The sequence below is a fragment of the Sulfitobacter sp. PR48 genome, from assembly GCF_028807335.1.
GTDB lineage: Bacteria > Pseudomonadota > Alphaproteobacteria > Rhodobacterales > Rhodobacteraceae > Sulfitobacter.
The window spans coordinates 96,082-116,581 of sequence record NZ_JARAMM010000007.1 but is presented as its reverse complement, the minus strand read 5'-3'; the positions used below and the strand labels follow the sequence as shown (position 1 = coordinate 116,581).

At 63.9% G+C, this 20,500-nt stretch carries 20 protein-coding genes; 13 read left to right on the top strand and 7 right to left on the bottom strand.

Annotated features, from left to right (window positions below):
- Window positions 1-103 precede the first annotated feature (103 nt).
- From PVW51_RS11145 to PVW51_RS11130, 4 genes are all read left to right on the top strand, one after another.
- Window positions 104-1,396: a hypothetical protein gene (locus PVW51_RS11145; RefSeq protein ID WP_274575114.1), complete on the top strand. Its 1,293-nt coding sequence runs from the start codon at window positions 104-106 to the stop codon at window positions 1,394-1,396.
- 83 nt (window positions 1,397-1,479) lie between these two features.
- On the top strand, window positions 1,480-2,991 hold the full coding sequence (gene gatB, locus PVW51_RS11140; protein ID WP_274575113.1) for an Asp-tRNA(Asn)/Glu-tRNA(Gln) amidotransferase subunit GatB: 1,512 nt from the start codon (window positions 1,480-1,482) through the stop codon (window positions 2,989-2,991).
- A 109-nt stretch (window positions 2,992-3,100) separates the two neighbouring features.
- The gene (locus PVW51_RS11135) at window positions 3,101-3,568 is read left to right on the top strand and encodes a thioesterase family protein (RefSeq protein ID WP_274575112.1); all 468 of its coding nucleotides are present in this window, start codon (window positions 3,101-3,103) and stop codon (window positions 3,566-3,568) included.
- A 252-nt stretch (window positions 3,569-3,820) separates the two neighbouring features.
- Window positions 3,821-4,336 carry a DUF4177 domain-containing protein gene (locus tag PVW51_RS11130; RefSeq protein WP_274575111.1) on the top strand — a complete coding sequence of 172 codons (516 nt, stop codon included), beginning with the start codon at window positions 3,821-3,823 and terminating at the stop codon, window positions 4,334-4,336.
- Between the two features lie 112 nt (window positions 4,337-4,448).
- Here the strand turns inward: PVW51_RS11130 and PVW51_RS11125 are convergent, their stop codons facing one another.
- Window positions 4,449-4,706 (bottom strand): BolA family protein, encoded by a 258-nt coding sequence (locus PVW51_RS11125; RefSeq protein WP_269363654.1) that lies wholly within the window; start codon window positions 4,704-4,706, stop codon window positions 4,449-4,451.
- Between the two features lie 86 nt (window positions 4,707-4,792).
- On the opposite strand from PVW51_RS11125, the gene PVW51_RS11120 reads away from it, so the two are divergent.
- Window positions 4,793-5,419 carry a J domain-containing protein gene (locus PVW51_RS11120; RefSeq protein WP_067287897.1) on the top strand — a complete coding sequence of 209 codons (627 nt, stop codon included), beginning with the start codon at window positions 4,793-4,795 and terminating at the stop codon, window positions 5,417-5,419.
- A gap of 65 nt (window positions 5,420-5,484) precedes the next feature.
- Here the strand turns inward: PVW51_RS11120 and PVW51_RS11115 are convergent, their stop codons facing one another.
- Window positions 5,485-5,931, bottom strand: a complete 447-nt coding sequence (locus PVW51_RS11115) for a hypothetical protein (protein WP_274575110.1) — start codon at window positions 5,929-5,931, stop codon at window positions 5,485-5,487.
- Between the two features lie 149 nt (window positions 5,932-6,080).
- Here PVW51_RS11115 and PVW51_RS11110 point away from each other — a divergent pair, with 149 nt between their 5' ends.
- Both PVW51_RS11110 and cobS read left to right on the top strand, forming a co-directional pair.
- Window positions 6,081-7,748 carry a hypothetical protein gene (locus PVW51_RS11110; RefSeq protein ID WP_274575109.1) on the top strand — a complete coding sequence of 556 codons (1,668 nt, stop codon included), beginning with the start codon at window positions 6,081-6,083 and terminating at the stop codon, window positions 7,746-7,748.
- Between the two features lie 116 nt (window positions 7,749-7,864).
- Window positions 7,865-8,851, top strand: coding sequence for a cobaltochelatase subunit CobS (cobS, locus tag PVW51_RS11105; protein ID WP_274575108.1), 987 nt, complete (start codon window positions 7,865-7,867; stop codon window positions 8,849-8,851).
- A 145-nt stretch (window positions 8,852-8,996) separates the two neighbouring features.
- Here cobS and PVW51_RS11100 read toward each other — a convergent pair whose 3' ends face one another.
- Window positions 8,997-9,437 (bottom strand): VOC family protein, encoded by a 441-nt coding sequence (locus PVW51_RS11100; RefSeq protein WP_274575107.1) that lies wholly within the window; start codon window positions 9,435-9,437, stop codon window positions 8,997-8,999.
- Window positions 9,438-9,492: 55 nt separating this feature from the next.
- Here PVW51_RS11100 and PVW51_RS11095 point away from each other — a divergent pair, with 55 nt between their 5' ends.
- Window positions 9,493-10,086 carry a TetR/AcrR family transcriptional regulator gene (locus PVW51_RS11095; protein WP_269363662.1) on the top strand — a complete coding sequence of 198 codons (594 nt, stop codon included), beginning with the start codon at window positions 9,493-9,495 and terminating at the stop codon, window positions 10,084-10,086.
- Between the two features lie 219 nt (window positions 10,087-10,305).
- On the opposite strand, the gene PVW51_RS11090 is transcribed toward PVW51_RS11095, so the two are convergent.
- A complete protein-coding gene (locus tag PVW51_RS11090) occupies window positions 10,306-11,067 on the bottom strand; it encodes a PRC-barrel domain-containing protein (protein ID WP_269363663.1) in 762 nt (253 codons plus the stop codon).
- A gap of 404 nt (window positions 11,068-11,471) precedes the next feature.
- On the opposite strand from PVW51_RS11090, the gene PVW51_RS11085 reads away from it, so the two are divergent.
- The 4 genes from PVW51_RS11085 to PVW51_RS11070 all read left to right on the top strand — a co-directional run bounded on the left by PVW51_RS11085 (window position 11,472) and on the right by PVW51_RS11070 (window position 16,018).
- Window positions 11,472-11,858, top strand: coding sequence for a hypothetical protein (locus tag PVW51_RS11085; RefSeq protein ID WP_274575104.1), 387 nt, complete (start codon window positions 11,472-11,474; stop codon window positions 11,856-11,858).
- Between the two features lie 78 nt (window positions 11,859-11,936).
- A complete protein-coding gene (gene cobT, locus PVW51_RS11080) occupies window positions 11,937-13,814 on the top strand; it encodes a cobaltochelatase subunit CobT (RefSeq protein WP_274575103.1) in 1,878 nt (625 codons plus the stop codon).
- A 43-nt stretch (window positions 13,815-13,857) separates the two neighbouring features.
- Window positions 13,858-15,648: an aminopeptidase P family protein gene (locus PVW51_RS11075; protein WP_274575102.1), complete on the top strand. Its 1,791-nt coding sequence runs from the start codon at window positions 13,858-13,860 to the stop codon at window positions 15,646-15,648.
- A gap of 25 nt (window positions 15,649-15,673) precedes the next feature.
- Window positions 15,674-16,018 (top strand): DUF427 domain-containing protein, encoded by a 345-nt coding sequence (locus PVW51_RS11070; RefSeq protein WP_114276560.1) that lies wholly within the window; start codon window positions 15,674-15,676, stop codon window positions 16,016-16,018.
- Window positions 16,019-16,074: 56 nt separating this feature from the next.
- Here PVW51_RS11070 and PVW51_RS11065 read toward each other — a convergent pair whose 3' ends face one another.
- Complete coding sequence (locus PVW51_RS11065) at window positions 16,075-16,980, bottom strand: NAD(P)H-dependent oxidoreductase (protein WP_274575101.1); 906 nt, start codon at window positions 16,978-16,980, stop codon at window positions 16,075-16,077.
- Between the two features lie 96 nt (window positions 16,981-17,076).
- Between PVW51_RS11065 and PVW51_RS11060 the strand changes: the two genes are divergently transcribed.
- Entirely contained in the window at window positions 17,077-17,457 is a 381-nt protein-coding gene (locus tag PVW51_RS11060; protein WP_274575100.1) for a winged helix-turn-helix transcriptional regulator, read from the top strand.
- A gap of 122 nt (window positions 17,458-17,579) precedes the next feature.
- Here PVW51_RS11060 and PVW51_RS11055 read toward each other — a convergent pair whose 3' ends face one another.
- Both PVW51_RS11055 and PVW51_RS11050 read right to left on the bottom strand, forming a co-directional pair.
- Window positions 17,580-18,599, bottom strand: coding sequence for a calcium-binding protein (locus PVW51_RS11055; RefSeq protein WP_274575099.1), 1,020 nt, complete (start codon window positions 18,597-18,599; stop codon window positions 17,580-17,582).
- A 150-nt stretch (window positions 18,600-18,749) separates the two neighbouring features.
- Window positions 18,750-20,435, bottom strand: coding sequence for a chloride channel protein (locus PVW51_RS11050; RefSeq protein ID WP_274575225.1), 1,686 nt, complete (start codon window positions 20,433-20,435; stop codon window positions 18,750-18,752).
- Window positions 20,436-20,500: the final 65 nt, after the last annotated feature.

The following is a 20,500-nucleotide window of genomic DNA, read 5'->3' as shown; positions in this document are numbered from 1 at the left end:
ATGGATGTATTATTTCCCTGATATCTTCGCACGTCAGCCATGTTTCAGCCCGATTGCAAAGGCAAGCTCACTGCAATCGAGAAATCTGCCGGATACTCCCAGAATGAAAACGCTGCGCTCCCTTCTGACCAAACACATCCGCCCGCTGGAAAACCGGCTGCGTCAGCGCCCGGAACCGGAGCCGGTCTTGCCGCTGCGAACCACCATTCTGCGCCGCCGCCCGCGCGCTGCCGCTGGCACGCCCACCGCCATGCTGAGCATTGCCTGCCCCGATCCCACGGCAGAGGAAAAGATTCGCGACCATTACCTCAACATCGGCCAGCGCATGGTCCGGCAGGAGGACTGGGAGGCGCTTTCGGAACTGATCTATCAATCCGACGAGAAACGCGAGCTGACACCGGGCTTCATGCCGGTGGCCGAACTGCTGGCCTATGGCGCGCGCGCCGATGTGATCATGGCGGCGGAACATGCGCTGCTCGACGGGAAACCGGCCAAGGGAGCGCCGCTGCTGGCCGGGATCGAGGCGCTGGAACATGTCCTGGCCGAACGCCCCCGCGACCATATCGTCGGCGCAATTGTCGCCCAGGCGCATATGGACATCGGCTGGGCCTGGCGCGGCACCGGCTGGGATGCGGAAATTCCCGAACGCAACCGCGACGCCTTTGCCGCGCATTTTGACCGGGCCCGGGATATCGTGGCCGCCTACCCGGGCAAGGACTACGACTCGCCCCTGCTGGCGGCGACAAACTGCGCCCTGCTGGCCAATGCCTCGCAGAACGAACACCGCATTGCCAACCACTATGAAGCGCTGATCGACCTGAACCCGGCCAACCCCCGATCCATGCGGGCGCTCGGCAACCACATGCTGCCGCGCTGGTTCGGCTCCTACTCCGGGCTTGAACTGGAAGCGCGCCGCACGGCGTCACGGACCGAAAAGATCTGGGGTGCAGGTGGCTATACCTGGGTCCAGTTCGATGCCATCGCCTGCGATGACCAGGCCTGCGCCAACCTCGATGTGGGTTTCTTCATCGAAGGGCTGCACGACATCCTCAAGCGCCGCCCCAATGCCTATACCGCCAACCTGCTGGCCGCCTATTGCGCCAATTCCGTGGGTCAGGCCTTTTCGGGCAACGATCATGCCGACCAGAACCGCATCCAGATCGCGGAATGCGCCCATGACATCGTGCGCGACCACCTGACAGAGCTGCACCCGATGATCTGGGCCCATGCGGCACAGGGTTTCGACAACAACCTGCGGGTCCGCTCGCCCGCCCGTTTTGCCGCCTCTGGCCGCGAAGACGCGATGCGCATCATCACCTCCCTGTTCAGCCGCGAGATCGCCCAGGGCCACCGCATCGTCTTTACCGACACCGGCCCGCAGACCATCCCCGCCTGACACGGCCCGCAGCAGGCCCTTGCGACACATCGCGCGCTATCCTATGACCCGGATAACCCGTTTATCCCAGACCAAGGTGCGCCATGCTTGACCTGACCTATGAAACCCCGAAACCCAAACGCATCGCGGGGGCCAAGGAGGATTGGGAACTGGTCATCGGGATGGAAGTGCACGCCCAGGTCTCCTCCAACGCCAAGCTGTTTTCGGGCGCCTCCACCCTCTTCGGGTCTGAACCCAACAGCAACGTCGCCTTCGTGGATGCCGCCATGCCCGGCATGCTGCCCGTGATCAACGAATATTGCATCGAACAGGCGGTCCGCACCGGGCTGGGCCTGAAGGCGCAGATCAACCTGAAATCGGCCTTCGACCGCAAGAACTATTTCTACCCCGACCAGCCGGCCGGCTACCAGATCAGTCAGCTTTACGAACCCATCGTCGGCGAAGGCGAAGTGCTGGTGGAAATGGGCGACGGCACCGCGCGGCTGGTCCGCGTCGAACGCATCCACATGGAACAGGACGCGGGCAAATCCATCCATGACATGGACCCCGACAGCTCCTTTGTCGACCTGAACCGCGCCGGCGTCTGCCTGATGGAGATCGTCTCCCGCCCCGACATCCGCGGCCCGGAAGAGGCCGCCGCCTATATCCTGAAACTGCGCCAGATCATGCGCTACCTCGGCACCTGCGACGGCGACATGCAGAACGGCAACCTGCGCGCCGACGTCAACGTCTCGGTCTGCCGCCCAGGCGATTACGAACGCTACCGCGAGACCGGCGATTTTGGCCATCTCGGCACAAGGTGCGAGATCAAGAACATGAACTCCACCCGCTTCATCCAGCAGGCGATCGAAGTCGAGGCGCGGCGCCAGATCGCCATCCTCGAAGCGGGCGGCACCGTCGATCAGGAAACCCGCGGCTTCGATCCCGTCAAGGGCGAGACCCGCACCCAGCGTTCCAAGGAAGAAGCGCATGACTACCGCTATTTCCCCGACCCCGACCTGCTGCCGCTGGAGATCGAACAGGGCTGGGTCGATGACATCGCCGCCCGCCTGCCCGAACTGCCCGACGCCAAGAAGGCGCGGTTTATCAATGACTTCGGCCTCAGCGATTATGACGCCTCCGTGCTGACCGCCGATCTCGACTCGGCGGGCTATTTCGAGGCGACGGCACAGGGCCGCGAGGGCAAGATGGCCGCGAACTGGGTCATCAACGAACTCTTCGGACGGCTCAAGAAAGACGACAGCGACATCACCGACAGCCCGGTCAGCCCCGGCCAGCTTGGTGCCATCGTCGATCTCATCGCCTCCGACGCGATCAGCGGCAAGATCGCCAAGGATGTCTTCGAAATCTGCTACACCACCGGCCGCGACCCCGCCGAGATTGTCGAGACCGAAGGCATGAAACAGGTCACCGACACCGGCGCCATCGAGGCCGCGGTGGATGAGATCATCGCCGCCAACCCCGATCAGGTCGCCAAGGCGCGCGAGAACCCCAAGCTGGCAGGCTGGTTCGTGGGCCAGGTGATGAAGGCGACCGGCGGCAAGGCGAACCCCAAGGCGGTCAACCAGATCGTGGCGGCCAAACTCGGCGCATGAGCGTTCGCTTGCACGACACGATCAGCGCGAGGCAGGGCATCTGAAAGATGCCCGTTCGCGCCCCTTGCCCGCATCGCCACCAACGCAAAAAACCGCCGGAGAAGCCCCCATGAACGCCCCTTTCCGATCCAGCTTGATGACCGTCAAACCGGAATGGATCGACTTCAACGGCCATCTCAACATGGCCTATTACTCCGTGCTGTTCGACCAGGCGGTGGATGAGGTCTATGGCCAGCTGGGCTTTGGTCCCGACTATCAAAAGACCGGCTGCACCACTTATGTGGCGGAATTCCACATCTGTTACCTGCGTGAATTGCATGAGGGCGACCGGGTGAACGCCGCCTTCCATCTGATTGATTTCGATGAGAAACGCTTTCATTCCTATCAGGAATTGTACCACGAGGACGGCTGGCTTGCCGCCACGGCCGAAGGGCTGACCCTGCATGTGGACCAATCCGGCCCGCGCGTCGCCCCGATGCCGCAGAACATCAGGGACGCGCTGGAGGCCTTCAAGGCCCGCCAGGGCGCGCTGCCCCCCGAAGCCCGCGTCGGCCGCCGCATCGGGCTGAAGCGGTAGGGTGGGGTTTGGCCCTGCCTTGTACTTGCAACCGCTCTCGCCGATTTGGGGTGATCGACAACCTTAATTCGGGAAATCGGCAAACTTGTTGTCACTTGTGTGACCTGTATTAGCGCATCCTTGCGGACATCGCTGCCCTGCCACCTGAGTAATCCCGGCGCTGTGGTGTGCTTTCGGTGTACAGCCCATGCACGTTGTGTGACCCTTTCCAATCGGTTAAGAACCCCTGCGAAACCCCGTCGAAGGATGCCCATGCCCCGTTACGAGTACAAAGTCGTCCCCGCCCCCTCCAAGGGGCGCAAGGGCAAAGGTGTGAAGGGGGCTGAGGCCCGGTTTTCCTATGGGTTGCAAGAGCTTATGAACGAGCTTGCGGGCGAAGGCTGGGAATATCAGCGGGCAGAGACGCTGCCCTCGGTCGAACGCTCCGGCCTCACCTCCACCACCACCGAATGGCGCAACGTGCTGGTCTTCCGCCGTCTGCGCAACAATGATGCGGAGGCCTTCTCCCCCGAGCTTCTGCCCGCCCCGGCGGAAGATGATGCGCCCGGGCAACGGGCGGAAAAACCGGCGGCTGTGGCCGCAAAAACCCCGCCCGGAACCGCAGCGCAACAAGCCCCCGCGCCGGTGCAGACCCCCGGCGCCGCACAGGCGTCATCCGATGACCAGCCCTGGGACAATGGCGTCGAGGACACCAGTGATGTGCGGGGGCTAAGCGCCTCGCTTGAGAAGCTGGCAGCGGCAAGGAAGCCTTCTGATTCAGCGTCCTAGGCGGCACTCCTAAAGCGCCCGACCTTGGACTGAGACCCGCATACCCTGCCGCGCCTGCGGCGCTCCCGGGACGGTCGTGTCACAGGATGATTCTGGTTAAAGGTCGGGTGCCTTAAACGTCCAGATCAAGCGCCAGCGCGTGGATGCGCCCGATCAGGTCGGGGCCAAGCGCGGCGTGAACGGCACGATGCCGCGCGATGCGCGACTGCCCCTTGAAAGCCGCCGACCGGATGCGCAGGTTGTAATGCGTTTCCCCGCCCTCGCGATAGCCGCCATGCCCGCGGTGGCTCTCGCTGTCATCCACCACTTCCAGCTCACGCGGATCGAACGCGGTTTGCAATGCCGATCTGATCTCTTCCGTCTTCGACATTTTTACCGTCATTTTCCTGTCAAGCCCCTTCAATCTCTTCGCGGAAAGTCTAAACTCCTCTCTTCGAGTCGAAAAGGTCAATCGCTATGTCCAAACCAGATCCCTTCGGATTCGACATGTCCGTGTCGTCTTCGAAAAAGAAAAACCCGCGCGGTCGGCGCGGCATGTCCGGCGCGTCTGAAACATCGACCCGGATCTGTGATCATGAGGGCTGCGAAGAGGCCGGGAAATACCGCGCGCCGAAAGCGCCCGACGTGCTGGACGATTACTTCTGGTTCTGCCAGCAGCACGTCCGCGAATACAACCTCAAGTGGAACTTCTTTGACGGCACCACCGAGGCGGAGATGAACGCGCAGCTGTCCGAGGATAAGGTCTGGGAACGCAAGACCAAGCCGCTGGGCGATCCGGAGGCGCGTGCATGGGCGCGGCTGGGCATCGAGGATCCGCATCAGGTGCTGGGCAAGAACGCGACCCAGAACCCCGGTCGCGGTGGCCAGGCGGGGCGCAGGCTGCCCCCCACCGAACGCCGCGCGGTCGAGATCCTGGAGGTCAAGGACACGATGACCAAGCCCGAGATCCGCAAGGCCTACAAGCTGCTGATCAAGGTGCTGCACCCCGACATGAACGGCGGCGACCGGTCGCAGGAGGACCAGCTGCAGCAGGTCATGTGGGCCTGGGACCAGATCAAGGGCAGCCGCAGCTTCAAGGACTGACCGGGCCGGGGTGCAGCATGGCTGCACCCGACGCACCACCTGGTAAGCTGCGGGCCCCCCGCATCTTAGGTGCGGGAAATCAGGTGGGCGGCCCGGCTGGCCGCAACCCCGCCTGCCCAGACCACAAGGACCAGCAGATCATCTGCCAGAACCCCCAGCACATGAAGCGGTCCGACAAGGCTGCCTGCCACCCAGTCCCGCAGGATTTCCAGCGGCAAGACCTGTCGCCAGAGCGAATCGAACGGCATCAGCAACACCGCGATCACCGCCCCCAGCACGGTGGCCCCAAGAAAGCTGAGCAGCGCGCGCAGCAGTCCCGGAACCCCCTGCCCGCCAAAACCGCCCGCCACCAGCAGCCCCGCCAGAAACGCCCCGGCGGTGGCCACCCGCAGGAAACCGGCGTCACCATAGCCGAATTTCCCCTGCCCGATCATCGCCAATGCGACGCCGCCGCCTGCCGCGCCAATCGCGGCCGCCACGGCAAAGCGCTGTTGTAGTGTCAATGTTGTCATGATGCATTCTCCTGTCTTGCCTGAACCGGAATAGCCCCGCCTGGTGCAGATATTGCCCTCCGGTTGCGCATCTTTCGTGCAGCTCTGCGGAATGTTCTGGGCAAGGTCGGCCCGTCTTGGCATGTTCGGGTACGAAAAGGAGCCTCGCGATGCGCTATCCCTACGATCTGGGCCAATACACACGGGCCGTCACCACAGGCTCTGCCGATGCGCAACGCTGGTTCGACCGGGGGCTCAACTGGACCTATGGTTTCAACCACAAGGAGGCGATTGCCTGCTTTACCAGGGCCGCCGCCGCCGATCCGGCCTGCGCCATGGCCCATTGGGGCCACGCCTATGCCGCCGGGCCGAATTACAACATGCCCTGGGTCCTGTTCGACAGCAAAGGCCGGGCGGAGGCTCTGGCCGAAGCCTATGATGCGACCCGGGCCGCGCGCGCCGTGATCGACAATGCCAGCCCGGTCGAAGCGGCATTGATCCGGGCGCTGAACGCCCGTTATCCGCAACGCGACCCGGTGGAGGATATGGCCCCCTGGGACCGCGCCTTTGCCGATGCCATGCGGGCCGTACATCAGGCCCATCCGACCGATCCGGACATCGCGACCGTCTTTGTCGATGCGCTGATGAACCTGACGCCCTGGGCCATGTGGGACATCGCGGAAGGTGACGTGGCCCCGGGTGCCGAAACGCTGGAGGCGCAGGCGGTTCTGGAAACCCAGATGGCCCTGCCCGGCGGCATGGCCCACCCCGGTATCCTGCATCTTTACGTGCATCTGATGGAGATGTCGCCCTATCCCGAAAAGGCGCTGAAAGCCTCTGACGTCTTGCGCAGGCTGGTGCCTGATGCCGGCCATCTGGTGCATATGCCCACGCACATCGACGTGCTTTGCGGCGCTTACGAGAACGTGGTGCGCTGGAACGAGCGCGCCATCGAGGCGGACCTGAAATATTACGAGGCCGAAGGCGCGTTCAACATCTACACCGGCTACCGCCAGCACAATTACCACTTTGTCATCAGCGGGGCGCTCTATCTGGGTCAGTTCGAACCGGCGATGCGTGCCGTCCGGGGCATGCGCGAGACGACGCCGGATGCCTTGCTGCAGATCAAATCGCCACCGATGGCGGATTTCTTTGAAACCATCCTGGGGATGGAGCCACATGTGCTGATCCGCTTCGGCATGTGGGAGGAGATCCTCAAGCTGGAACTGCCCGAGGATACCGAAACCTACATCATGTGCACCGCCTTCATCGAATACGCCAGGGGGCTGGCCTATTCCGCGCTGGGGCATATCGAGGAAGCGGATGCGCAGCTTGATACCTTCCTTGCGGTCAAGGCGCGCGTGCCCGAAAGCCGCCTGTTGCACAATGTGCGCGGCGTCGACCTGCTGGAGGTTGCGGCCGCCATGCTTGAAGGGGAACTGGCCTATCGCAAGGGCGACCATGACCTGGCCTTTGCCCATCTGCGGCGTGCCGTGTCACTGGACGATGCCCTGCCTTACGACGAACCCTGGGGCTGGATGCAGCCGACCCGCCATGCGCTGGGGGCGCTGCTGTTCGAGCAGGGTCACACCGTGGAGGCAGAGCAGGTGTTTCGCCAGGATCTGGGGCTGGTCCCCGGCCTGCCCCGCGCCTGCGTGCATCCTGACAACGTCTGGGCCCTGCGCGGGCTGTACGATTGCCTGATCGCCAACGGCAAGACGGATGAGGCGCCGCATGTCAAACTGCGCCTCGACCTTGCAGAGGCGCGCGCGGACCGGCCCGTCAAGGCCGCCTGCGGCTGCGCGCAGGTTGCCATTGACGCGATCTGCGCCAGTTAGGCTCGTGTGACGCAACAAACCCACAGCCCAACCCTTGCACGTACTCAGGATATGTTGCACCAGAGGCGGGCTGATATTTCCCCAATCGGGGCGAAGACCGAAAAGGACGAGGACAAATGGCTGACGGCGCGCTGGACATCAACACCAAACCCACCGAAGACATCAGCGTCCGCGAGGTTTTCGGCATCGACACGGACATGGTTGTCAAGGGTTTCGCCGCCCGGACAGAACGGGTGCCGGAACTGGACAGCACCTACAAGTTCGATCCCGACACCACACTGGCAATCCTGGCAGGCTTCAGCCACAACCGCCGGGTGATGATCCAGGGGTATCACGGCACCGGCAAATCGACGCATATCGAACAGGTTGCATCGCGGCTGAACTGGCCTGCGGTGCGCGTGAACCTCGACAGCCACATCAGCCGGATCGACCTGATCGGCAAGGATGCGATCAAGCTGCGCGATGGCAAGCAGGTCACCGACTTTCAGGAAGGCATCCTGCCCTGGGCGCTGCGCAACCCCACTGCCATCGTCTTTGACGAATATGACGCGGGCCGCGCGGATGTGATGTTCGTGATCCAGCGGGTGCTGGAGGTGGACGGCAAGCTGACGCTGCTGGACCAGAACCAGGTGATCGAACCGCACCCCTATTTCCGCATCTTCGCCACCGCCAACACCGTTGGTCTGGGCGATACCACCGGGCTGTACCACGGCACCCAGCAGATCAACCAGGGTCAGATGGACCGCTGGTCGCTGGTGGCCACGCTGAACTATCTGTCCATCGACGCGGAAACCGCTATCGTTCTGTCGAAGAACCCGCATTACAACAATGCAGAGGGGCGCAAGACCGTGCGCCAGATGGTCACCGTTGCCGATCTGACCCGCACTGCCTTCATGAACGGGGAACTCTCCACCGTGATGTCGCCGCGTACCGTGATCGCATGGGCCCAGAACGCCACGATCTTCCGCAACGTCGGCTATGCCTTCCGCCTGTCCTTCCTCAACAAATGTGATGAGCTGGAGCGTCAGACAGTGGCAGAGTTCTATCAGCGCCTGTTTGACGAGGAACTGCCGGAAAGCGCCGCAAGCGTCAGCCTGGGCTGATCCCGGCAGGCCCCCCGCACCGCCTGAGTGATTGCAGGCCCGGTCGCGCCTGCGATCGGGCCTGCATCCACCGGTCAGACCGTGCGGCGCTTGGTGCCACGCACCTGCGGCTTTGCAGCCCCGGGCACGCATTGAACATGCAGGATCATGCAGAGGTTTCCTCTTCCCAGCGCTTCTGCATCTCTTCGGGCGAGACCGCCTCGATGGTTTGCGACAGCATCCACCGGTGACCGAACGGGTCCAGCAGCGTCGCCGTGCGTTCGCCAAAGGATTGATCCGCCGGCGCGCGCAGCAGGGTCGCCCCGGCCGCCACGGCCTGCGCCACATCCCCGTCGACGGAAGCAGTGGCAAGGTGGAAGGTCACGGCGGTCCCGCCCAGCGTGTCGGGGCTGACGGCGCCGAAATCGGGATATTCATCGCTCAGCATGATGCGCGACTCGCCGATGACCAATTCGGCATGGCCAATCCTGCCGTCGCCGGGATCGGTCATGCGGAAGTCTTCCACGGCGCCAAACGCCTTTGCATAGAACTGGATGGCATCTTTTGCACCTTTGGCAACAAGGTAGGGGACGATGGTATGGGACATCTTTGGAATCCTTGGCTTGTCATGATAGATTATTTACGTTACGTTTCGTAAAGAAATGAGTCAAGAAAAACAAAATCCGCGTGGCCGCCCGCCCAGCAAGGCCGCCAGAGCCAAGGCGCTGGCCGCTGCCGTCGATATCCTCATGCAAGAGGGTTTCGGGCGATTGACCATTGATGCCGTGGCCCTGCGGTCGGGTGTCGGAAAGCCGACGATCTACCGGAACTGGGCAAACGCCAGCGAATTGGCGATGGCCGCCCTGATGGAGAGCCAGCCGAAGGTGAGCCTGCAAACGGCGGGCAGCCTTTCCGACCGGCTGGAGCATCAGATCATGGCGATCGTGGCCGCCTTTGCGACCACGCGGGGCCGTCAGATCGGCCTTGCGCTTGCCGCGGCGGACCGGGACAGCGAAATGACCCGCGCCTTCCGAAACCGTGTGATCCTGTCGGGGCGCGAGGTCGGGCGTGGCCTGATCGCCGAGGCCGTCAGGGAAGGTCAGATTGCCGCGCCGGAGAGCACCGAAGTCATCCTCGACATGATCTATGCCCCGATCTTCTACCGTCTGCTTGTCGGGCATCTGCCGCTGGATCAGCCCTTTGCCAGGGCGCTGGTCGACAAGGGGATGCAGCTTCTTGGTCAGGCGACATCCTGACCAGAGGCTGAAACGCGGCCCGCTGTCAGACCACCGCCCCCTCTCAAATATTATAGCGCCCCGCCTTACACTTGAATCGCCGATACCCTGCCGCGCTTCGCGCTCTCGGGACATCGGCGATACAGAGTGTATCAGGTTAAAGGCGGGACGCTGTAAACCACCGCCGCGGATGCGACGGTGGCCTTGTTCAGCAGCGGGGCGATGTGTCGCCCGGCGCTATCATTCCAGCGGCTGGGACTGGACCTCGCCTTCGGCAGGCATGGATTCAACCGACCGCTGGGCGGCGGCCATGTCCCGCGCGGTGACGAAAGGTTCTGCCGCTTCGAGATCAGCCTTGGTGGCAGAGCTGGTCAGCGTGACATTGCCATTCTCGTCCTGCTGGGCGGACAGGCTGTCCAGTTTCACGGCAACCCATTTCTCACCGATCCCCAGGAAGCCACCGACGCCGATCACGGCACCTTCAACGGAACCGTCGAGGTTCACGATCAGGTCGTCGATCTCGCCGATGCTTTCACCGCTGGCCGAATACACATTTGACCCCATCAGGTCATCTGCAAGGATGGTGTTCTCACCCTGCATGTGGATCTGGCCTTCGACAGGTTTCGCTGTCTCTTCGGGTGCGACCTCGGCGGTCTGGTTCGGATCGCCGGCCAGACCGTCATCCGCAGGCACCTCGGCGGTGTCGGTCCCATCGGACTGCATCGCATCATCGGCAGGTGCTTCGGCAGTGTCGGTGGCCGTGTCATCGGCAGGTACTTCGGCAGTATCAGAGGCCGCGTCGTCAGCAGGCACCGCTGAATCGGCGGTATCGGTTGTCTCCTCCGCCGGGGCTTCCGCATTGTCCTGTGTCAGCGGCTGCTCGCTCGCGGTTGCAGCATCGTCGGCAGGCGCGGTTGCGGTCTGGGCGGCAAGAATGGCGGGGGTCGCAGTCAGTGTCGCGATCAGCGCCAGAGTACTCGCATGTTGCTTCAGATTGGTCATGGTTTTTCTCCTCACTTGGTTGCAGACGGGCTGACTGTGCAGCGTGCAGCGCCGGTCCCGCCGTTCTGACCAGCCAATTCGCAAACCGGTGGTTCGGTTCCGGTCAATTTTTCGGGAACCGGCAGGTTTCAGCCCATGCAGGCCGGAGTCTGACGCAGGTCACCCAGGCAAACGAACCTGAAATCAAGGGGATACAACCAGAGGTTAACAGATGCGGAAAACCGCCGATCCCGACAACCCCGCGACAGGCCTGCCCGGAACATCGCAACACGCCGGCCCCGCCGCGCGGGCCCCGCTGCCTTCAGGTGCCAGGGGCTGCGGCACCCCGGCATCATTGCAGGGTCAATTCCAAAAAAATTGCCGTCACGACGCGCAATTCGGGAAATCCGTCATAAACTTGTTACATGATCAATTCATGCGCGATTCGGATTGCCCTTGCCTGCCTGGCCCTCAGCGGCCCGGCCCGGGCGCTGCCGACCTCCCCTTCCGAACGGGCGACGCTCTTTGCCGCCTGCGCCGGTCGCTACGCCGCGCAGGAGACATTCTGGGGCAGGCAAGCGGACGAAGATCGGGACAGCGACACATTCGACGCGCTGACCGAAGCCGTGATGCCCGCCGCCATCGACTATGGCATGCCGCCTGCCGTTGCCCGGAACGCCAAGTTTCATGCCTGGCGCGACCATGCCTATCTGCGCAATGATGCCGAATTCTCCCCCGACCAGGGCCGCCGCAGCCGCGCCCGCGACCGGCTGGCGCGGGAATTGACGGAATGCAGCGATCTGATCCGCTGAAAGCCACGCGGCCCGCTGGTCATCCGGTCCCAATCGGCCTAGGTTGCATGGCAGAACAGACCATTGCATGAGTGCCCGATGACCACCAAATCCGACAACCCTGCCGACGCGTTCAAAAAGGCACTCGCCGAGGCCTCCAAGGTCATGGCCAACGACCCGGACCTGAATGTCAGCTATTCGGTCGATCCCTCCGGCCTGTCGGGCGATATGATGCGCCTGCCGCAGGTCAGCCGCCGCATGACCCGCGAAGAGGTGCTGCTGGCGCGGGGCACGGCGGATGCGCTGGCGCTGAACCGGCGCTATCACAACGGCCAGACCCATGCGCGTTACCAGCCGCAGGGCGAAATGGCCCGCGATCTGTACGAGGCGATGGAAACCGCGCGCTGCGAGGCAATGGGCGCGCGCGACATGCCCGGCACGGCGGGCAACATCGACGTCAAGATCAAGCATGACGCGCTGCGCAAGGGCTATGATCAGGCCCGGCAGGCCAGCGACGTGCCCCTGGCCACCGCGGCAGGCTATCTTGTGCGCCATCTGGCGACAGGCCGCGACCTGCCCGCGGGCGCGGACAACGCGATGGACCTGTGGCGTGGCTTTATCGAGGAACAGGCCGGCGGCGCGCTTGAGACTTTGGACGACGTGCTGCATGACCAGTCCGCCTTTGCCAAATTCGCGCGCAAGATGATCTCGGATCTCGGCTATGGCGATCAGCTGGGCGATGACCCCGACCAGATGGACGACGATCAGCAGGACGATGCCGAAGAGGGCGCGGAAGAGGAGCAGGATCCCGATTCCACCGGCCAGGACGATCAGGACGAGGATGAGGCCGAAGGCAGCGCCGAGCAATCGCAGGAGGATCAGCAGGATGCCTCCGAGGCGCAGGTCAGCATGGACGACATGGCCGATCAGGAGATGGGCGATGAGGCCGAAATGCCCGAAGGCGACGCCCCGCTGGAGCCGCCTGCCCCGCAGCCCGTGTCGGATGCCGATCCCAATTACCTTGTCTACCTCGATGCCCATGACGAGGTGATCGGCGCCGAGGAACTGGCCGAACCGGTGGAGCTGGAGCGCCTGCGCGCCTATCTGGACCAGCAGCTTGATCCCCTGAAGGGGGCGGTCAGCCGTCTGGCCAACAAGCTGCAACGCCGCCTTCAGGCGCAGCAGAACCGGTCCTGGGAGTTTGACCTGGAGGAAGGCACGCTTGACGCGGGCAGGCTGGCCCGTGTGGTGGCCAACCCCACCACACCGCTGTCCTTCAAGGTCGAGAAAGACACCGAATTCCGCGACACCTGCGTGACGCTGCTGCTGGACAATTCCGGCTCCATGCGGGGGCGGCCCATCTCCATCGCGGCGATCTGTGCCGATGTGCTCGCGCGCACGCTGGAGCGCTGCAACGTCAAGGTGGAGATCCTTGGCTTTACCACCCGCGCCTGGAAGGGCGGACAGGCCCGCGAGGCCTGGCTGAACGAGGGCCGCCCGGTGCAGCCCGGTCGCCTGAACGATCTGCGCCACATCATCTACAAATCCGCCGATGCGCCCTGGCGCCGGACCCGGTCGAACCTTGGCCTGATGATGAAGGAAGGCTTGCTGAAAGAGAACATCGACGGCGAGGCGCTGGAATGGGCGCACCGCCGGATGATGGCCCGCCACGAGGCGCGCAAGATCCTGATGGTGATTTCCGACGGGGCGCCGGTGGATGATTCCACCCTGAGCGTGAACCCGGCGAATTACCTGGAAAAGCACCTGCGCGACGTGATCGCCATGGTCGAAAAGCGCAAGGCGGTGGAACTGCTGGCCATCGGCATCGGCCATGACGTGACGCGCTATTATGACCGCGCCGTGACGATCACGGATGTGGATCAATTGGCCGGTGCGATGACCGAACAGCTGGCCGCGCTCTTTGACAAGGACCCAAGGGCACGGGCGCGCGTCATGGGCATGCGCCGCGCCGGTTGAAGCCGGGTATTTGTGTATTTTGAAGAACAATGAAGGAGCGGGCATGTTCCAGAGTTTCGAGGTCACCGCGCGGCCGGAACAGGGACCGCCCCGGCTGCGGGCGCTGCGCGCAGAGATTGCCGCCGCGGGGCTGGCAGGGTTCATCGTGCCCCGTGCGGATGCCCATCAGGGTGAATATGTGGCCCCCCGCGACGACCGGCTGGCCTGGCTGACGGGGTTCACCGGCTCTGCCGGGTTCTGCGCCGTATTGGCGGAGGTGGCCGGTGTCTTTGTCGACGGGCGGTATCGCACCCAGGTCAAGGCGCAGGTCGCCGCCGATTTCACGCCGGTGCCCTGGCCCGAAACCGGCCTGGGCGAGTGGCTGCGCCGGGAATTGCCGAAAGGGGGCAGTGTGGGGTTCGATCCCTGGCTGCATACGCCGGGGCAGATCGCCCAGGTCGAAGAGGCGCTGACAGGCAGTGATGTGACCCTGCGCGCCTGCGACAATCTGGTGGACCGGATCTGGCCCGATCAGCCCGCGCCGCCGATGGGGGCGGCCAAGGTGCATCCCATCGAATTCGCAGGCGAAAGCCATGACGCCAAACGCGCGCGCCTGGCAGCGGCATTGCGCGAGGCGGGCCACCGCGCTGCCGTGATCACCCTGCCCGACAGCCACAACTGGCTGTTGAACATCCGGGGCGCGGATATCGTGCACAACCCCGTCGCCCATGGCTTTGCGATTCTGCATGACACTGGCGTGGTGGACCTCTTCATGGCGCCCTCCAAGCTGGAGGGCATGGCGGATCACCTTGGGTCCGACGTGCATGTGCATGCGCCCGACAGGCTTTTGGCCAGCCTGTCGGCCCTGGAAGGGCCGGTGCGGCTGGACAAGCAATCGGTGCCCGTCGCCATTGCCGAGGCTTTGGGGGAGCGTGGCATCTGGAGCGATGACCCCTGTGCGCTGCCCAAGGCCTGCAAGAACGAGGCGGAGATCGCGGGATCAGCCGCCGCCCATCTGCGCGACGGCGCGGCCCTGTGCGAGCTCCTGGCCTGGCTTGACGCGCAGCCGGCGGGCAGCGTGACGGAAACCCAGGTGGTGACCGAGCTTGAAGCCAGCCGCCGCCGCGACAATGCCCTGCAGGAGATCAGTTTCGACACTATCGCGGGCACCGGCCCGAATGGCGCGATCATGCACTACCGGGTGACCGAGGAGAGCGATGCCAGGCTGGAAGACGGCCAGCTGATCGTGCTGGATTCCGGCGGCCAATACCTGGACGGGACCACCGACATCACCCGGACCATCGCCATCGGCACCCCGCCCGAGGAGGCGCGCGCCGCCTTTACCCGCGTGCTGGCAGGCATGATCGCGATGAGCCGCCTGCGCTGGCCCGCAGGTCTGGCCGGAAGTCACATAGAAGCCGTGGGGCGCATGCCGCTGTGGCTGGCGGGCCAGGATTTTGACCATGGGCTGGGCCATGGCGTGGGCGCCTATCTGAGCGTGCACGAAGGCCCGCAGCGCCTGAGCAGGCTCAGCAACACGCCGCTGCAGCCCGGCATGATCCTGAGCAATGAGCCCGGCTATTACCGCGAGGGGGCCTTTGGCATCCGCATCGAGAACCTGCTGGTGGTGCGCGCGGCGCCTGCCCTGCCCGGCGGCGACGATCACCGCGCCATGCTGCACTGGGAAACGCTCAGCTTTGCCCCCATCGACCGCCGCCTGATCCTGCCCGAAATGCTGGAGCCTGCGCATATCGCCTGGCTGAACGCTTATCACGCAGCAGTTGCAGAAAAAATCGGGCCGCGGGTATCGCCTGTCACAAAACTGTGGTTGGATGCCGCCACCGCACCACTTTGAAAGGGCGCGGAACGAGGGGAAAGCGATGTCAGACCATATCAAGATCACCAAGGCAGTTGGCACCTGGAGCGTCCGCGCGGGCGGCGCGGTGTTGGGCGAAAGCAGCAATGCGCTGGAACTGGCAGAGGGGGATTATCCCCCGGTGATCTATTTCCCCCGTGGCGATATCGCGATGGCCTTTCTCGACCGGACGGATCACACATCGCATTGCCCGCACAAGGGCGACGCGGTTTATTATTCCGTCGTGACCAAGAGCCGGACACTGGAAAACGCGGTCTGGTCCTATGAGGCGCCCAAGGAGGCCATGGCCCGGATCAAGGACCACCTGGCCTTTTACCCGCTGGACGAGATCACCGTCGAGCAGATCTGACCACCGGCGGGGAAGCCGGTGGCACCTGTGCATCCCTGATCCGCGCGCAGCGCCCGTCAGGCCCCGGCCTGTTCCGCCGGAACTGCCGTGCGCGCGCTGCGCAGGCTGCGCCCCCACCACAGCAGCTGGTCCAGCATCTTTTCTGCCGAGGTCTCCAGATGGGGGAAATCGGACAGCTGTTTCTCGCCCTTTGCCACCGGCAGGTAATCGCCAAAGTTGATATGGACGGCGGCCTGCATCGTCACCATCTCCAGCTCGGCGGCGATGCCCCGGACATGTTCAACCGCCCGCGCCCCGCCAACGCCGCCATATCCGATCAGCCCTGCCGGTTTGCGCCGCCATTCCGCGTGATCCAGCGCGTTTTTCAGCACCGCGGTCGGGCCGTGGTTGTATTCGGCGACGGTGAACACATAGGCGTCGAATTCGGCCATGCGGGCGCGGAAGGCCCCGGCTGCCTGTCTTTGCGCGTCACTCGCCTGCGGGTCGCCGAAAAACGGCAGGGTCACATCGCGCAGGTCGATCCCGCTCACCTCAAAGCCGTGTTGCGCCGCCTTGCGGGCGATCCAGCCTGCGGGTTTGTCGGCGAACCTTCCGTCGCGGGTGCTGCCGGTGATCACCGCCAGGCGCAGCGGTGCCGCCTCCCCGACACCACGGAACGCGCCGGCCAGGGTCACCGGCAGTGAATCGACACTTTCGATCAGGGGGGCAATCCGCGCCAGATGTGCGGCAAATTCCGGGGATGCCGCCCAGTCCTCCTTGGCCTCTTTCGACTGAAACCGGGTGACAATCACCAACCGGCTGCCGTCCGCCGCGCGGTAGACCTCATTGCCAAGCCAGCCGGTTTTGGTGGCCTTCCCGCGCAGCTTCGCGATCTCGTCGAGCTGTACCTTCAGCAAAGCCTCGGCATTGCCGCTCTTTGGTGTGAAGGTGTTTATCAATGTCTCAATGCTCTGGCCTGTCATGGGGATTTTCCTTGCTCTGCTTGCGATTCCGCTACAGGCTTACAATAAGTAAGCCGCTTACGATTAAAAGAACCGGGATCATTGTAAGGAACTGACATGAAAGTAAGCCCTGCGCCCGCGGATCCGTCTGATCCGATGCATGCCGATTGCCCCGGTCGCGAGGTGTTCAAGCTGATTACCGGTCGCTGGAGCCTGCTGATCCTGTGGTCGCTGAAATCGGGCCCGGTCCGGTTTCACCGGATCCGGGATACGGTCGAGGGCATCAGCGAAAGGGTGCTGTCCAGCAGCCTCAAGGATCTTTGCCGTCATGGCCTGATCAGCCGCCATGTCGACCCGAGCGTGCCGCCAAAGGTCAGTTACAGCCTCACGCAGAGCGGGGAAGGACTGCTTGATATCACCGATCAGCTGACAGGCTGGATTGCCCGCGAGCTGGACAATATCGACGCGGCCAAACGGCGATATGACAGGGCGCAATAATCTGCGGAACCCCGGGCGATCAGCTGGCCGATTTATTGCCTGCTCATCAGGGGTTTGGGGCAGAAGGTGAAAACGGCGCGAGGTTGCCCGCGCGCCGTCTTTCTTGAAACAATGAATGCCGCTCAGGCCGCAGGCGTGGCCGGTGTCTCCGGCACTGCCGGCAGCGGTGCCGGGAGTGACGCCTGCACCACATTGGCCAGCCAGTTCGTATCCGCCGCCAGCGCACTGGCATTGGTGTTCTGCAGGACCGCACAGACCACCCCGTCGAACACCACTTCGGTATCGGTGCCGTTGGTCGCGGCACGGATGTCCAGGCGGCTGTCGTCGGCCTCGATGCTCAGGGGGTCGCCCTGGCTTTGCGCCAGCATCAGCACATCTTCGTCCGGGTCGAAATCCGTCACCACGATGGCGGCCTCGCCGGTCTGGTCGAACCCCAGCGCCTCGATGATGTCGGCACCTGCCCCGCCGGTCACCGTGTCGCCGTCATTGGCGCGGATCAGGTCATCGTTGTTGCCGCCGTTGAGCACGTCTGACGCTTCATCGGTCAGGCCGGGAATCTCGGTGCCATTGGTGGGTGTGCGGTAGCCGATGAGCGTATCCTGCCCCGCACCACCCAGGATCGTGTCCGCGCCCAGGCCCCCTTCGAGCACATCATTGCCCAGTTCACCTGCAATGAGGTCATCGCCACGCCCGCCAAAGATGGTGTCACCCTGCGCGCCACCTGACAGGCTGTCGTCGCCACTGTCGCCAAGGATCACATCCGCGCCAAAGCCGCCGTTGATCGTGTCGTTCCCTTCGCGGCCCTGCAGGCTGTCCGCGCCCTGGCGGCCGTCGATCAGGTCATCCCCACCGCCTGCGTTGATGCTGTCGTCACCGGCAGAACCGTCAAGCGTGTCGTCGCCGCCATAGCCGTTCAGCACGTCATCCCCCGCGCCGGCGCGGAACAGGTCGTCACCGCCGGTGCCGATATAGACGTCATCACCCGAGGTGCCTTCTGTCACCGGTTCTTCGGGTGTCTCAGGCGTTTCCGGTTCTTCGGGTGTTTCCGGCGTTTCGGGTGCCGGTGTGTCATCATCGTCATCGTTGAAAATGGCCCCGATCAGGCCCAACCCCAAAAGAGGCAAGAGGAAATAGGCGAGCATGGCAGATCATTCCTTATTTTTGACATATTCCAGAGTTTAAGAATTTGTTAACCTGATAAGGAAGCCCCCAATCCGGCGTTTTTCGCTCTTTGGTGCGCGCATGGAAACAATGCCGGCAAATCCGGCGAATATGCATGGAATCAGAAACGCTTAGCTGTGTTCTTCGGCTGCGGTCGCGGCCAGCGCCCGGTTATAGGCTTTCAGCGCATCGACATGAAAAAGCGCCCCCAGCAACTCCGGGGTGGTATCGGCCGACAGTGTTACAACCGGAATGAAGCGTGCGCCGGAACTCTCGAAAATCGGCATCGCCGATTCGAGGGTCGCCGTGGCGTCGATATAGGTGCCTTCGTCGATCAGGGCCCAGCATTGATCGGCATTTGCCGCGCGCGGGTCTTCGGGCCGCCGCATGACCCGGGCCGCGGTGAACATCGCCAGCAGGTAAGCCTGCGGCCCCGCCGCAAGGTGAATGCCCCGCCGTTCGATCTGGGTGAGGAAGAAACTGCGGTCCACCAGGCGGCTGCCAAGCGCGGTGGACATGCTGACCGCCACCATGACCGCCAGCCCGGTCTGCCAGTCTCCGGTCATCTCGAAAACGATCAGGGTGGTCGAAATCGGCGCGCCCAGCACGGCGGCGGCCACCGCCCCCATGCCCGCCAGCGCATAAAGGCTCGACGAGCCGGACACATCCGGGAACACGCCCGTCGCGATCAGCCCGAAGCCCAGCCCGGTCAGCGCCCCGATCATCAGCGAGGGGGAAAACACCCCGCCCCCCATCCGGCCCCCCAGCGTGATGGCCACCGCCGCCACCTTGAGCACGGCGAAAACGATCACCTCGTTCAGGACCAGCGACCCGGTCAGGGCGCGCGAGGTCGTCTCATAACCGACGCCGATGATATGGGGAAACCACAGCGCAATCACGCCCAGCAGCGCCCCGGCCACCATCGGCCGCAGCCAGCGCGGCAGACGGGTGCGCCCCTGCAGGTAGTTCCCGAAATCCTCGGCCCAGAAGATGCTGCGCATCAGCGCCACGGCGACGATGCCACAGGTCAGACCAAGCAGCAGGAAGGCAGGCAGTTCAACATAGAATTGCAGATCGCCATAGGTCGGCAGGGCAAATTCGGTCACCCCGCCAAATTCCAGCCGGTTGATGACCGTGCCCGCCGCCGATGCGATTACGATGGGGGCAAAGGCATGGACGGCAAAGTGGCGCAACACCACCTCCAGCGCAAAGAGCGCCCCCGCGATCGGCGCGTTGAAGCTGGCCGATACCGCCGCCGCCACCGCACAGCCCAGCAGATCGCGCCCGTTGACGCCGTCGGCGTGGATCAACCGGCAGATCTTGGTCGAGATGACGGCGGCCAGATGCACCACCGGTCCCTCGCGTCCGGAGGATCCCCCGGTGCTGAGGGTGATCCATGACGCCACCGCAGAGGCCAGCCCGGCACGGGTTTCCACCCGCCCCTCGTGCAGCGCGGCCCCCAGGATGACATCACCCACCGTCCGCGCCCGCGCGTCCGGGGTGAAGTGATGCAGGATCACCCCGACAATAAGCCCGCCGATGGCCGGGATCAGGACCACCCAGTACCATTCAAGGCCGGTGATGAAACTATGCAGGGAATTGACATCTTCGGTCCCGTAAAGAGTGGCCTGTAACCAATTGATCCCTTTTCGGAAAAAGAGCGCGGCAAAGCCCGCCGCAATGCCGATCACAAGCGCGATGAACCAGAATTGTACCTTGCCCGGCCCCTGTTGCTTCAGCACCTTCCAGCCGTGGCGGCAGGCATTTGTGGCCCCGCTGATCTGGCCGGAAACAAAGGAGTCCTCCGGCCCGTTCATGGCAGGCTCCGCAGGCATGTCGCGCATTGTCCGGCCCCGGTAAGGCCAGCGGGCCGCAGCGGCCT